Below are 12917 nucleotides of genomic sequence, written 5' to 3' on the forward strand. Positions count from 1 at the left end.
GTCGTCGATCGGTCACGCTTTGAATGCTTTTTGACATGCCGCATTGGGGCGCAATTTTCAGGAGACTGACATGGCCAATCGCTACGAGGTCGGGGAGAAGGACACCCGGCCCTGGGGGACGTGGGAGGTCATCGCCGGGGGCGAGAACTACGCGGTAAAGCGGATCGTGGTGTCGCCCGGCGCGCGCCTGTCGCTGCAGAAGCACCAGCACCGCGAGGAGCACTGGATCGTCGTCGAGGGCGAGGGGATCGTCACCCGCGACGACGAGCGCATCCCGGTGAAGACCGGCGTCGCCGTGCATCTCCCGCTGCACTGCGTGCACCGCGTCGAGAACCCGGGGAAGGTTGACCTGGTGTTTATTGAAGTGCAGCGCGGCGATCCGCTGGACGAGGACGACATCGAGCGGATCGAGGACGACTACGGCCGCGCGCCTGCGGGCGAGGGCTCGACCGCCCCGGCCGGCGCGCCGAGCGGGTTCGCCGGCGTCACAGCGCTGGTGATGGACTTCGACGGCGTCTTCACGGACGACCGCGTGCTGGTGGATCAGGACGGCCGCGAGGCCGTCTTCGCCAGCCGCTCCGACGGCATGGGTCTCGAGCGGCTGCGCAAGCTGACCTCGATCCGCACTCTGATCCTGTCGAAGGAGCCGAACCCCGTTGTCTCCGCGCGGGGCGCCAAGCTCAAGATCGAGGTGCTGCAAGGCATCGACGACAAGCTGCCGGAGCTCGACCGTTGGCTCGCCGCCAATGGTCTGACCCGCGAGCAGACCGTCTACATCGGCAACGACGTCAACGATCTTGAATGCCTTAGGGCTGTGGGCTTCCCCGTGGCCCCCGCGGACGCCCGCGCGGAGGCCAAGGCCGCCGCGCGTTTCGTCACCACGGCGCTGGGCGGCCGCGGCGCGCTGCGGGAACTGTGCGAGCGGCTGATCGCGGACCATGTCCCCGGCGTTTCGGACCAGGCGTCGGCCCGCTACGCCGCCGCGAGCTGATCGTCGCGAATTTCAACGCTGCAGCGCAACGAATGAGCGCGTTGCGGCGTTGGCTCGCGCGACCTGCCACTCGTTGGCCGGCGAGCGCCTTCGAACGAGAGGGATTGCGCGGTGAAGATCAATATCGGCTTCGAGATCACGCATAACTTTCCTCAGCCCACCCCCATGATGGTGATGCTGAACGTGCATCCGAGCCGTGAGCTCGACCTGGTCAAGCCGGACCAGGTGACGTCCTACCCCTACACGCCGATCTCGGTGTACCTCGACGGCTTCGGCAATGTCTGCGGCCGGCTGGTCGCCCCGGCGGGCGACTTCACGCTGACGACCGACGCCGTCGTGCTCGACAGCGGCGAGCCCGACGTCGCGTCGTGGGACGCCTATCAGCACGCGGTCGAGGACCTGCCGGACGACACCCTCGTCTTCCTGCTCGGCAGCCGCTACTGCGAAACCGACCGCCTCGTGAACGACGCCTGGGCGATGTTCGGGAACACGCCACTGGGCTGGGGCCGGGTGCAGGCGATCGTCGACTTCGTCCATAATCACATCACGTTCGGCTACAACCATGCGCGCGCGACGAAATCGGCGTTCGACGCCTGGAACGAGCGACAGGGCGTATGCCGGGACTTCGCCCATCTCGCGATCGCGCTCTGCCGCTGCATGAACATCCCGGCGCGCTACGCCACAGGCTATCTCGGCGACATCGGCGTTCCGAAAGACCCCGCGCCGATGGATTTCAGCGCTTGGTTCGAAGTCTATCTCGGCGGTCGCTGGCACACCTTCGACGCCCGGCACAACAAGCCGCGCGTGGGACGCATCGTCATGGCGCGGGGCCGCGACGCGGCGGACGTGGCGCTCACCAACGCCTTCGGACCCAACTCGCTCAAGACCTTCAGGGTCTGGACCGACGAGGTCTGGTAAGGGCGCCCAGCGCGCGCGATCTGCGCTATAAGCCCCCATCTTTTCCGAACGATCGGGCCTGACGCCGTGACGACCGCCGCAGCGCGCCGCTTTTCAGTCGCGCCCATGATGGACTGGACCGACAGAAACTGTCGGCTGTTTCACCGCGCGCTGACGCGCGAGGCTCTGCTGTACACCGAGATGGTGACGACCGGCGCAGTGCGGTTCGGTCCCCGCGAGCGCCTGATCGGATTCTCCCCAGCCGAGCAGCCGGTGGCGGTCCAACTCGGCGGCTCGGAGCCCGCGGAACTCGCCGAGGCCGCGCGCATTTGCGAGGACTTCGGCTACGTCGAGGTCAATCTCAACGTCGGTTGCCCTTCCGACCGGGTTCAGGACGGCCGCTTCGGCGCTTGCCTGATGGCGGAGCCTACGCGGGTCGCCGACTGCGTCGCGGCGATGAAGGCCGCGGTTTCGGTCCCGGTCACGGTGAAGTGCCGCATCGGGATCGACGATCAGGACCCGGAGCAGGCGCTCGACGCCCTGGCCGACGCCGTGCTCGCGGCCGGCTCCGACGCGCTGATCGTCCATGCCCGCAAGGCTTGGCTGAAAGGCCTGAGCCCGAAGGAGAACCGCGACGTGCCGCCGCTCGACTACGGCCGCGTGCTGCGGCTGAAGGCGCGGCGGCCGGAGGCGTTCATCGCCATCAACGGCGGCATCGCGGACCTCGACGCGGCGCAGGCGCTGCTCGCCCCGCGGGACGGCGTCGCGCTCGACGGCGTCATGCTCGGCCGGGCGGCGTACCAAAACCCCGAGCTGCTGCTGGGCGTGGACCCGCTGCTGTTCGGCCGCGCGGCGCCCTTCGCCAGCGCGAAAGAGGCGGCGGAGAGCCTGACGCCTGCGATCGAGGCGCATCTCGCCCGCGGCGGGCGGCTGTCGAACTTCACACGCCACATGCTGGGGCTGTTCCCGGGCAAGCCGGGCGCGCGGGCGTTCCGCCGCCATCTCAGCGTGGAGGCGCCCAAGGCCGGCGCAGGGATCGAGGTTCTGCGCGCCGCGCTTGACCTCGTGGACGAGAGCGGCTCCATGGCCCGAGCAAGCGAAGCCGCCTGACGTTCCGGCGGCGGCGCTGCGACCCCCTCCTGGAGCGCCGCCGTGGACCTTCTCGCTTCGCTGCCGATCGGCGACATCGTCGAGCTTGTTCTCGGCCTCGCGCTCGGCGGCGTCGTGACAGGCTTGCTGGCGGGGGTCTTCGGCGTGGGCGGCGGCGCGGTGATCGTGCCCGTGCTGGCGGTGCTGTTCGATCACCTCGGCGTCCCTGACGACATCGAGATGCAGCTCGCCGTCGGCACGTCGCTCGCCATCATCATACCCACGTCGATCCGCTCCTTTCGCGCGCACGCCGCGCGCGGGTCGGTGGATCGCCCGGCGCTTCGGGCGTGGCTGCTCCCTGTCACGCTCGGAGCGGTCAGCGGCGCCGGGGTCGCGGCCTTCGTCAGCTCCGACGCGCTCAAGCTTGTGTTCGCCCTGTTCGGCCTCGGCATGTCGGCTAATCTGCTGTTCGGCCGCGACGACTGGCGGCTCGCCGATGATCTTCCCGGCTGGCGGGCGACCTCGATCTGGGGGTTCGGCATCGCGCTGCTGTCCGCGCTGATCGGCATCGGCGGCGGGGCGCTGGGCGCGCTGTTCCTGAAGCTGCATAACCGGCCGATCCATGTGGCGATCGGCACGTCGTCGGGCCTCGGGGCGCTGATCGCGGTCCCCGGCGCGATCGGCTACGCGGTGGCCGGCCTGCCGCACCTCGCCCAGCTGCCGCCGCTCTCGATCGGATACGTGTCGCTGATCGGGTTCGCGCTCATGGCGCCGATCTCGGTGCTCGTGGCGCCGATCGGGGTGCGTCTGGCGCATGGGCTGTCGAAGCGCAGGCTGACCGTCGCGTTCGGTGTCTTCCTCGCGCTCGTCGCGGCCCGCTTCCTCTACGATCTGGCGACCTGAGCGGCGGCGGCCCTCAGACCCGCACGCCCATATCGGCCAGGAAACCGTGGCCGTAGACATAGGCGAGGGCGATCACCAGCGCGATCGCGAGCCAGAGGGCGACGGCCCGGACGGCCCCGCTGGCGTTGCCGCGCCAGCGCGCCAGCAGGCCCGGTCCGATCCAGACCGCGACGCAGACCAGCGCCACCGCCGACGCCCAGCGCTCGTTCGGAAAATCGCCGAAGCCGCCGGCGAGGTCCGCGATGACGAACACCAGGATCGTCGCGAGAATCGCGACGACGAGGATCTCGCCGATGCTGCGCTCCCTCATTGACCGGCCTCCGTCGGAGCGCGCTTCTCGGCGAAGATCCTGCGACGCGCCGGGAGCCCACGCATCACCGTCTCCCGCGCGTCGGCCGAGAGCCGCGACCATGCGCCGATCTCGGCGAGCGTGCGCAGGCAGCCCTCGCACCAGCCGGTCGCGGGATCCATGACGCAGACCGAAATGCAGGGGCTTTTGATCGGACGGCTGTCGAGCATGCTCTAACGGATGGCCGACCGCTCCGCCGGGCGCAAGACTGCGACGCGTTATTCCTTCGATGGGCGCGTCACATAAGGGTCAAGGCGAGCGCGGTGAGAGCGGCCGCGTCGCCAAGAGCGGCCGCCGCGCCGCAGACGTCGCCGGTGACGCCGCCGATCTGGCGGCGGGCGAGGGCGGACAGCGCCGAGGCGGCGAGCGCGGCGAACGCGGCCGCAGCGAGGCCGGGCCCTATCCCTACGAGCAACGCCGCGAGCGCCGCGGCGAGCGCCCAGCCGAGGGCGACGGCGCTCGCCGCCGGGCGCGCGGCGTGGCCAGCGCCCTCGGCGCGGGCGGGCGGCAGCAGCACGGTCGGCAGCACGGCGGCGGGTCGCGCTATCGTGGAGGCCGCGGCGACTGCAAGGCCTGCGACGGGGCCTAGTCCTTCCACAAGCGCGGCCCCGAGCGACACGCGGGCGAGCAGCGTCAGGATCAGCGCGGTCGCGCCGAAACTTCCCAGGCGGCTGTCGCGCATGATCGCGAGCTTGCGCTCGCGGTCGCGCCCTCCGCCGAAGCCGTCGGCGACGTCGGCAAGCCCGTCCTCATGCAGCGCGCCGCTGAGGGCGACGCCAGCCGCGACCGCAAGCGTCGCCGCGGGGAGGGGCGATAGCCCGAGCGCCGTCAGCCCTGCGAGAACCGCTCCGCCCACAAGACCCACCACAAGCCCGGCCAGGGGCGCGGCGCGCGCCACCCCTTCGAAGATCGCGGCGGACTCCGGCGATCCCCAGGCCGGAGGGACGGGGAGCCGGGTGAAGAACCGCAGCGCGTCGGCGGCGGCGTCGCGCGCGGCGCGAGCCATGGAATTCGAACGGTTGGCGGTCATCGGACGACAATAGGGTTGCGGTCGCGCCTCACTAGCATGGTCGTGCGCGGAGCGCGCTTGGCGTGCACTGCGGGATCGGCTATCTGCGACGCTCCGATGACGGCGATCCCCCACGCCGGCGACGTGACGAGGACGCTTCCATGACCCGCTCTCCGGACGCCGCGAGGCCCGCATCCGCGAGCGGTCTGCCGTTCGACGACATCCGTGCATTGCTCGGTCGTCTGCCCGGACCCGCCGTCGAGGCCGTCGCGGCGGTTCGCGCGCGCGAGGCGGAGTTGGTGAAGCCCACCGGCGCGCTGGGCCGGCTCGAGGACATCGCGGAGTGGCTCGCCGCCTGGCAGGGCAAGGCGCCGCCGCGCGTCGCCCGTCCGCTCGTCGCGATCTTCGCCGGCGCCCATGGCGTGACGGCGAAGGGCGTTTCGGCCTACCCCGTCGAGGTCACGAGCCAGATGCTCGGCGCCTTCTCCAGCGGCGGGGCGGCGATCAATCAGATCTGCGCGAGCTTCGACATCGGCCTCAAGGTGTTCGACCTCGCCTCCGACCGGCCGACCCCGGACATCACCGAGCGGGCGGCCATGAGCGAGCAGGAATGCGCGGCGACCATGGCCTACGGCATGGAGGCGATCGCCGGCGGGATCGATCTGCTGGTCGTGGGCGAGATGGGGATCGGCAACACCACCGTCGCCGCGGCCATCGCCTGCGCGCTCTACGGCGGCGAGCCGGAGGATTGGGTCGGCCGCGGCACCGGCGTCGACAAGGCGGGGTTGAAGCGCAAGGCCGAGGCCGTGCGCGCCGCCCTCGAGACCCACAAAGGCCATCTCGGCGATCCGCTGGAGGCGCTGCGGCGGCTCGGCGGCCGGGAGCTCGCCGCGATCGCGGGTGCCATCGTCGCGGCGCGGATGGAGCGCGTGCCGGTGGTCATCGACGGCTATGTGGCGACCGCCGCCGCCAGCGTGCTGCACGCGCTCGACGCCAGCGCGCTCGACCACTGCGTCGCCGGACATCGCTCGGCCGAGGCCGCCCATGGCCGCCTGTTGGAGCGTCTGGAGCTGAAGCCGCTGCTCGATCTGGGGATGCGTCTCGGCGAGGGCTCCGGCGGCGCGCTCGCGGTCGCGATCATCAAGGCCGCCGCCGCCTGCCACTCCGGCATGGCGACGTTCTCGGAAGCCGCGGTCGCGAACCGCGCCTGAGCGAAGGGCCGGTCGGAACCCATTTGGAAATTTAAAGACCCGCTGGAGCGACATGCGTACTTCGAGACGCCGACCTGCGGTCGGCTCCTCAGGATGACGAGGGCTGGGCCGGAGCAAACCCTCCTCATGCTGAGGAGCCCGCCTCTCGGCGGGCGTCTCGAAGCACGCGCAAGGTCACCTGGGATCGGTCGTCCCGACAGGCCGCTCAGGCCTCGCGCGGCCGAAGATGCCGCGTGGCGCGGCGCTCCAGCAGGTTCCAGACCCGGCGGACGGTCTCGACCAGCACGAGATAGATCAGCGCGGCCCATAGGTAGACCTCGAAGTCGTAGGAGCGGCTGAAGGCGTATTTGGTTGCGCCCAGCACGTCGTAGACCGTGACGACGCTTGCGATCGAACTCGCCTTGATCATCAGCACCAGCTCGTTGCCGAGCGGCCGAAGCCCCTGCGCGAGGGCCTGCGGCAGGATCACGGTGAGGTAGGTCTGGCCGCGCCGCAGCCCGAGCGCGGCCGCGGCCTCGCCCTGGCCGCGCGCGACGGAGCGCACGCCGCCGCGGATGATCTCGGCCTGATAGGCCGCGGTGTTGAGGGTGAAGGTGATCGCCACGCACCACCAGGCGTCCCGGAACACGCCCCAGAGGCCCACGGCGTCCAGCGCGTCGCGGAACTGGCCGGCGCCGTAATAGACGAGGAAGACCTGCGCCAGCAGCGGCGTGCCGCGGAAGAAGGTGGAGAACGACAGGCACAGCGCCCGGGTGACGCGCCCGCCCTCGACCAGGGCGACGCCGAGCGGCAGGGCGAGCAGGAAGCCCACGGAGCAGGACGCCGCGACGAGGCCCAGCGTCGTCCAGAGCCCGTCGACGACCCGCGGGCCGTAGCGCGCCATCAGCTCGGCGTCGAAGCCGAGCGCGCCCCAGACGGTCAGGATGGCCTGGCCGAGAGCCGCTTCCACGGTCTCAGCGCCCTGCGGCGGCGAAGCCGCGGTCGGCGCGCGCCTCGAGCCGGCGGGCGATCGCCGTCGAGAGGCCCGAGAGCGCCAGATAGAGCAGGCAGGCGACGAGATAGAAGAAGAACGGCTGCTTGGTCGCGTTGACCGCGAGGTTGGTCTGCCGGGTGAGGTCGGCGAGGGCGATGACCGAGACCAGAGAGGTGTCCTTCAGCAGCACGAGCCAGGTGTTGGAGAGGCCGGGGAGCGCGACCCGCCACAGCTGCGGAAACACCACGAGGCGGAAGGCGAGGCGGCGCGACAGGCCGAGCGCCGCGGCCGACTCGCTCTGCCCTTTCGGCACCGCGCGGATTGCGGCCAGCAGCACCTCGCTGGAGAAGGCCCCGAACACGAGGCCGAGCGCCACGACGCCCGCGACGAAGCTGTTGATCTCCACCGTCGCGCCTGTGAGCGACGCGATCAGCCGCGGGGCGCCGAAGGCGACGATCAGGATCGTCAGCAGCTCGGGCAGACCGCGGAACACCGTGGTGTAGAGCTCGCCCAGCGCGCGGGCGACCCGGCCCTTGGCGTTCTTGAGCAGCGCCACGCCGAGGCCCAGGGCGAGGCCGAGCGGCAGCGTGGCGATCGCGAGCGTAATCGTGACGACCACGCCGCGCGCGAGATCGTCGCCCCAGCCTTCGGATCCGAACGACAGCAGCCCGAAGAGGTCGGTCACGCGGCGGTCAGTAGAGGCTGAACGGGAAGTACTTGGCGTTGATCTTCTCGTAGGTGCCGTCGGCGAGGATTTCCGCGATGCCCTTGTCGATCAGCTCCTTCAGCTCGATGTCCTCCTTGCGGAGGCCAGCCCCGATGCCCTCGCCGAAGTACTTCTCGTCGCGGATGTCCTGGCCGATCACCTGGCAGCACTTGCCGGCGTCGGCCTTCTCCAGCCAGGGCAGCATCACCGTCTTGTCGCCGAGCACCGCGTCGAGCCGCCCCGAAGCGAGGTCGAGGTTGGCCTCGTCCTGGGTCGCGTAGAGCTTCACGGTCGCGCCCGCCGGCTCATACACGTCCTGCAGGTAGGTGCCGCTGACGGTGGAAGACTGCGCCCCGATCGTCTTGCCCTTCATCGCGTCGGTGGAGGTGCCCATCGAGGCGTTGCGCTTGTCGGTCACGAACAGCGCCGGCGTCTGGTAGTAGCGCTTGGAGAACGCGATAGTCTTCTTGCGTTCGTCGGTGATCGACATGGAGGCGAAGATGGCGTCGTACTTGTTGGCGAGCAACGCGGGGATGATGCCGTCCCAGTCCTGCGCTACGAAGGTGCACTCGGCCTTGATCTTCTCGCAGATCGCCTTGGCGATATCGATGTCGAAGCCCTGGACCTGTCCGTCCGCGCCCACGACATTGAACGGCGGATAGGCGCCTTCGGTCCCGATCTTGATCTTCGACCAGTCCTTGGCCGCAGCCGGACCGGCGATCAGGGCGCAGGCGAGCGCAAGCGCCGCGGCGCCGGCGAATGCAAACCGGGATGACGACATGACGACGGTCTCCGACTCAGGCTGACGCTTCGGGCCGCTCGCAGGCCCCCAACGCGGCGCAGCATTCCACCGTTGCCCCGCACGCTCAAGTGGTGGGCGAGCCTATGTTTGCGGCATCGTCCGCGGCGAGACGCGCCAGATCGTCCGGCGTGTCGACGTCGCGGAACCCGCTCGTATCGGCAAAGACGACCTCGACGGCGCCAAGCTCGGCCAGCGCCCGGCGCGGCGCGGAGACGCCGTCCCGCACCAGCCGTTCGAGCGGCTCCGCGCAGGCGAGCGGCCACAGCGCATGCAGCGGCTCGAGGCCTGAGGGCGAGACCGCGACCGCCGGGCCTTCGCCCGCCGCGGCCACCAAGCGCGTCACGAGATCCGCGGGCGGATAGGGCGCGTCGCCCGGAATGGTGGCGAGGTGGGTGACGCCCTCGAGCGTCGCCGCCCAGGCGAGGCCGGCTCGCACTCCGGCCAGCGGCCCCCCGGGACCGTCAACCGCGTCGGCGAGCACGCGCAGTCCGAAGGCCGCGAAACGCGCGGGGTCGCCATTGGCGGAGAGCGCGAGCGTCGCCACCTGAGGACGGAAGCGATCGAGCGCATGGGCGAGGATCGGGCGGCCGCGCAGCGCGATCAGCGCCTTGTCCGCGCGCCCCATGCGGCGGCCTTCGCCGCCCATCAGGACGACCCCCGCGATCCTCGCGAGGGGAGCTTCGACGTCTGGCATGCCATTCCTTTCCTCGACCCACCGGACTTGATTGACCTTCGGGCGGCGAAAGGTCCATAGCCCAAGAAAACACGGATGGAGACGCGACATGGCGGTGACGGAAGACGACGTTCGGCGGGCTCTCGACGCGGCGCCTGCGCCGGACGGGGCGCCGAGCCTCGCGCAATCCCCCGCGCTGTCGCCGATCTCCATCTCCGGCGGCCGGGTGATCTTCTCGATCCAGACCACGCCGGACCGCGCGGCCGCGCTCGAACCGGTCCGCAAGGCCGCCGAAGCCGCCGTGCGCGCCGTTCCCGGCGTCACCGACGTGCTGGTCGCGCTCACCGCCGATCGCCCGGCCGGGTCCGCGCCGCCGCCGCGGCCCGCGAGCCCGATGGCCGCGCGCGGCGGCCGCGACGCCCCCTCGGGGGCCGCGCCCGCGCCGCGACAGGCCTCCGGCGGCGCCGGCGTGCCGGGCGTCCGCCACATCATCGCGGTGGCCTCGGGGAAGGGCGGCGTCGGCAAGTCGACCACGGCCGCCAACCTGGCGCTCGCCTTCCGGGCGCAGGGCCTGCGCGTCGGGCTGATGGACGCCGACGTCTACGGCCCCTCCGTGCCCACCTTGTTCGGCCTGCACGAGAAGCCTGAGGTCGAGGGCAAGATGATGAAGCCGCTCGAGGCCCACGGGCTCAAGATCATGTCGATCGGCTTCCTGGTCGAGGCCGGGACGGCGATGATCTGGCGCGGCCCGATGGTGATGTCGGCGCTGACCCAGATGCTGACCGAGGTGTCCTGGGGCCAACTCGACGTTCTGGTGGTCGACATGCCGCCCGGCACCGGCGACGCCCAGCTCACGATGGCGCAGCGCGTGAAGCTGTCCGGCGCCGTGATCGTCTCCACGCCGCAGGACCTCGCGCTCGCCGACGCGCGGCGCGGCGTCGCGATGTTCGAACGGGTGGACGTGCCGATCCTCGGGATCGTCGAGAACATGAGCTACTACTGCTGCCCGAACTGCGGCCACCGGGCGGAGGTGTTCGGCCATGGCGGCGCCCGCGCGGAGGCTGAGCGCATGAAGACGCCGTTCCTCGGCGAAATTCCGCTTGCTCTTGAAATCCGCACGACCTCCGACGCCGGCGCGCCGATCGTCGCCAAGGACCCCGGCTCAGAGCACTCCAAGGCCTACGGCCGCATCGCGGCCGCGGTGTGGAACCGGCTGACGTCCGGCGCCCCGGGCCGCACGGCGCCTCGGATCGTCATCGAGCGGTGAGGACCGCCGGCGGCGTCACGCGCCGGCCTCCGCAAGCCCCGTGCTCGTGAGCGACGGCGAGGCCGATGGCGCGGGCGCGATCAAGCGCGGCGGCGGGAAAGGACACGCCGGAACTCGAAAGCGTCAAACGGAAGTGCGAGGCCGCGTTCTTCGAAAAACGCCGCGCCGCTCTCGATCCCTTTGCGTTGGGCGGCGTCTCCACGCCGGCTCTTGTCGGCGCGCTCGGCGCCGCGGACGCCTTGTCCAGCGCCGCGGCGATCGGGGAGATCGACGCGAACTCGGCGCGGGCGGAACTGCTCGCCGTCATCCTCGCGGCGGTGGAGCGGAGCCGCGGCTCGGCACGGCGACCCGGCTGACCACGCGCCGCCCCAGCGCTCCAGCCCAGACTGGATTTATTCCAAATCAAGTCGCGGGCGAAAAAAGTCGTTCATTCAAAATCCGTTAGGGCGGGTTTGACTTTCTCGTGAGCGAGGCGTTTCGGTTCTGCGGGGCGGCCCGGAGAGCTATCGGACCGCATGGCGCGACGGTCGCACGGCCGAGGAGACGGACAATGACCAAGACCTGGATCGGGGCGCTGACGGCCGTGGCGCTCGGGGCTTTGGCGACCGGCGGGGCGCAGGCGGAGGCGCCCGCGGCGAAGGAGGTGGTGAAGACCTATTCCGACGTCGCCGCCGCCATGTACGGCGACGCGGTCATCGCCGCCTCCGACCTCAAGGCCAAGATCGACGCCTTCCTGAAGGACCCGACGGACGCGACTTTGGCGGATGCCCGGAAGGCGTGGATCGCGGCGCGGGTTCCCTACCAGAAGACCGAAGGCTACCGCTTCGGCAACCCGTCCGTCGACGACCTCGAAGGCCGGGTCAACGCCTGGCCGCTGGACGAGGGGCTGATCGACTACGTGGCGCCCGCCTATGGCGAAACCTCAGACGAAAACCCCTATTACACGCTCAACGTCATCGCGAACCCGAAACTGAAGCTCGGCCGCAAGACGGTCGACGCCAGCAAGATCACCACGAAGCTGCTGAACTCGCTGCAGGAGGCGGGCGAGGTCGAGTCGAATGTCGCCATCGGCTACCACGCCATCGAGTTCCTGCTGTGGGGGCAGGACCTGAACGGCACGAGCCCCGGCGCCGGCGACCGCAAGGCGACCGACTACGTTCAGGGCGAGGGCTGCACCAACAAGAACTGCGACCGCCGCGCGCAGTACCTGACCGTCGTCACCGATCTGCTGGTGGCGGACCTCAAGGACATGGCCGCGCTTTGGGGGCCGAAGGGCAAGGCGCGCGTGGCGCTCACCAAGAAGAAGCCCGGCGCGGCGATCGCCACGATGTTCACCGGCCTCGGCAGCCTGTCCTACGGCGAGTTGGCGGGCGAGCGCATGAAGCTCGGCCTCATCCTCCATGATCCAGAGGAGGAGCACGACTGCTTTTCCGACAACACCCACAACTCGCACTATTTCGACATCAAGGGGATGACCGAGATCTGGGCCGGAACCTACGTTCGGCTCGACGGGACCAAGGTGGAAGGGCCCTCGCTCAAGGCCTACGCCGAGGCGAAGGCGCCGGCGGAGGCCAAGACGCTCGACGCGGATTTCGCCGCGACTCTCGGGAAGGCGCAGGTGCTGAAGGACCGGGCCGACAGCGGCAGGGAAGCCTACGACCAGATGATCGGCGAGGGCAACGCCGAAGGGAACAAGGTCGTGCAGGACGTGATCGACGGCTTGGTGCAGCAGACCCGCGGCGTGGAGGCGGTGGTCGCCAAGCTCGGCGTGAAGATCACGGTCGAGGGCTCAGACAGCCTCGACGCGCCGGAGAAGGTGTCGCAGTAAAGGTAGTCGAGCGCGCGCTCTCTTCCCTTCTCCCCTTGCGGGAGAAGGTGGCGCGGAGCGCCGGATGAGGGGTCGTCCGGGACATCCTCGACGCTGACGGGTGGCGTCCCGGACGACCCCTCACCCTTCCCCTCTCCCGCAAGGGGAGAGGTACTACGACGTCGCGTCATAGGGGAGCGCCGAGCCTCGTTCCGCCGCGGCCCGCAGGCGATAGGATCA

General features: G+C 70.3%; 15 protein-coding genes. 8 read left to right on the forward strand and 7 right to left on the reverse strand.

The annotated features are described in order from the left end of the window. Nucleotides 1-70 precede the first annotated feature (70 nt). The 4 genes from K244_RS23845 (at nucleotide 71) to K244_RS0103935 (ending at nucleotide 3880) form a co-directional block, all read left to right on the forward strand. A complete protein-coding gene (locus tag K244_RS23845) occupies nucleotides 71-991 on the forward strand; it encodes a cupin domain-containing protein (RefSeq protein WP_020184941.1) in 921 nt (306 codons plus the stop codon). A 111-nt stretch (nucleotides 992-1102) separates the two neighbouring features. Then, complete coding sequence (locus K244_RS0103925) at nucleotides 1103-1909, forward strand: transglutaminase family protein (protein ID WP_020184942.1); 807 nt, start codon at nucleotides 1103-1105, stop codon at nucleotides 1907-1909. 66 nt (nucleotides 1910-1975) lie between these two features. After that, the gene (gene dusA, locus K244_RS0103930; RefSeq protein ID WP_081761421.1) at nucleotides 1976-2998 is read left to right on the forward strand and encodes a tRNA dihydrouridine(20/20a) synthase DusA; all 1023 of its coding nucleotides are present in this window, start codon (nucleotides 1976-1978) and stop codon (nucleotides 2996-2998) included. Between the two features lie 42 nt (nucleotides 2999-3040). Beyond that, complete coding sequence (locus K244_RS0103935; RefSeq protein ID WP_020184944.1) at nucleotides 3041-3880, forward strand: sulfite exporter TauE/SafE family protein; 840 nt, start codon at nucleotides 3041-3043, stop codon at nucleotides 3878-3880. A gap of 13 nt (nucleotides 3881-3893) precedes the next feature. Here the strand turns inward: K244_RS0103935 and K244_RS0103940 are convergent, their stop codons facing one another. From K244_RS0103940 to cobS, 3 genes are all read right to left on the reverse strand, one after another. Next, a complete protein-coding gene (locus K244_RS0103940; RefSeq protein WP_020184945.1) occupies nucleotides 3894-4190 on the reverse strand; it encodes a hypothetical protein in 297 nt (98 codons plus the stop codon). Next, nucleotides 4187-4399: a DUF1289 domain-containing protein gene (locus tag K244_RS0103945; protein ID WP_020184946.1), complete on the reverse strand. Its 213-nt coding sequence runs from the start codon at nucleotides 4397-4399 to the stop codon at nucleotides 4187-4189. Before K244_RS0103945 ends, K244_RS0103940 begins: the two co-directional genes overlap by 4 nt. Nucleotides 4400-4467: 68 nt before the next feature. Continuing rightward, nucleotides 4468-5235, reverse strand: a complete 768-nt coding sequence (gene cobS, locus K244_RS0103950) for an adenosylcobinamide-GDP ribazoletransferase (RefSeq protein ID WP_081761541.1) — start codon at nucleotides 5233-5235, stop codon at nucleotides 4468-4470. A 164-nt stretch (nucleotides 5236-5399) separates the two neighbouring features. On the opposite strand from cobS, the gene cobT reads away from it, so the two are divergent. Further along, nucleotides 5400-6449, forward strand: a complete 1050-nt coding sequence (gene cobT / locus K244_RS0103955) for a nicotinate-nucleotide--dimethylbenzimidazole phosphoribosyltransferase (RefSeq protein WP_020184948.1) — start codon at nucleotides 5400-5402, stop codon at nucleotides 6447-6449. 205 nt (nucleotides 6450-6654) lie between these two features. On the opposite strand, the gene K244_RS0103960 is transcribed toward cobT, so the two are convergent. The 4 genes from K244_RS0103960 to mobA all read right to left on the reverse strand — a co-directional run bounded on the left by K244_RS0103960 (nucleotide 6655) and on the right by mobA (nucleotide 9624). Then, nucleotides 6655-7398, reverse strand: a complete 744-nt coding sequence (locus tag K244_RS0103960) for an ABC transporter permease (protein WP_020184949.1) — start codon at nucleotides 7396-7398, stop codon at nucleotides 6655-6657. Nucleotides 7399-7402: 4 nt separating this feature from the next. Further along, on the reverse strand, nucleotides 7403-8107 hold the full coding sequence (locus tag K244_RS0103965) for an ABC transporter permease subunit (protein ID WP_020184950.1): 705 nt from the start codon (nucleotides 8105-8107) through the stop codon (nucleotides 7403-7405). A gap of 7 nt (nucleotides 8108-8114) precedes the next feature. Further along, a complete protein-coding gene (locus tag K244_RS0103970) occupies nucleotides 8115-8909 on the reverse strand; it encodes a lysine/arginine/ornithine ABC transporter substrate-binding protein (protein ID WP_020184951.1) in 795 nt (264 codons plus the stop codon). Between the two features lie 85 nt (nucleotides 8910-8994). Continuing rightward, the gene (mobA, locus tag K244_RS0103975; RefSeq protein ID WP_020184952.1) at nucleotides 8995-9624 is read right to left on the reverse strand and encodes a molybdenum cofactor guanylyltransferase MobA; all 630 of its coding nucleotides are present in this window, start codon (nucleotides 9622-9624) and stop codon (nucleotides 8995-8997) included. A gap of 88 nt (nucleotides 9625-9712) precedes the next feature. Between mobA and K244_RS0103980 the strand changes: the two genes are divergently transcribed. The 3 genes from K244_RS0103980 (at nucleotide 9713) to K244_RS0103990 (ending at nucleotide 12698) form a co-directional block, all read left to right on the forward strand. Further along, nucleotides 9713-10870 (forward strand): Mrp/NBP35 family ATP-binding protein, encoded by a 1158-nt coding sequence (locus tag K244_RS0103980; protein WP_020184953.1) that lies wholly within the window; start codon nucleotides 9713-9715, stop codon nucleotides 10868-10870. 65 nt (nucleotides 10871-10935) lie between these two features. Continuing rightward, on the forward strand, nucleotides 10936-11226 hold the full coding sequence (locus K244_RS0103985) for a hypothetical protein (protein WP_020184954.1): 291 nt from the start codon (nucleotides 10936-10938) through the stop codon (nucleotides 11224-11226). A 194-nt stretch (nucleotides 11227-11420) separates the two neighbouring features. Beyond that, nucleotides 11421-12698 carry an imelysin family protein gene (locus K244_RS0103990; protein WP_020184955.1) on the forward strand — a complete coding sequence of 426 codons (1278 nt, stop codon included), beginning with the start codon at nucleotides 11421-11423 and terminating at the stop codon, nucleotides 12696-12698. Nucleotides 12699-12917 lie beyond the last annotated feature (219 nt).

Origin of the sequence: Methylopila sp. 73B, from assembly GCF_000526315.1 — a bacterium.
Taxonomy (GTDB): Bacteria; Pseudomonadota; Alphaproteobacteria; order Rhizobiales; family Methylopilaceae; genus Methylopila.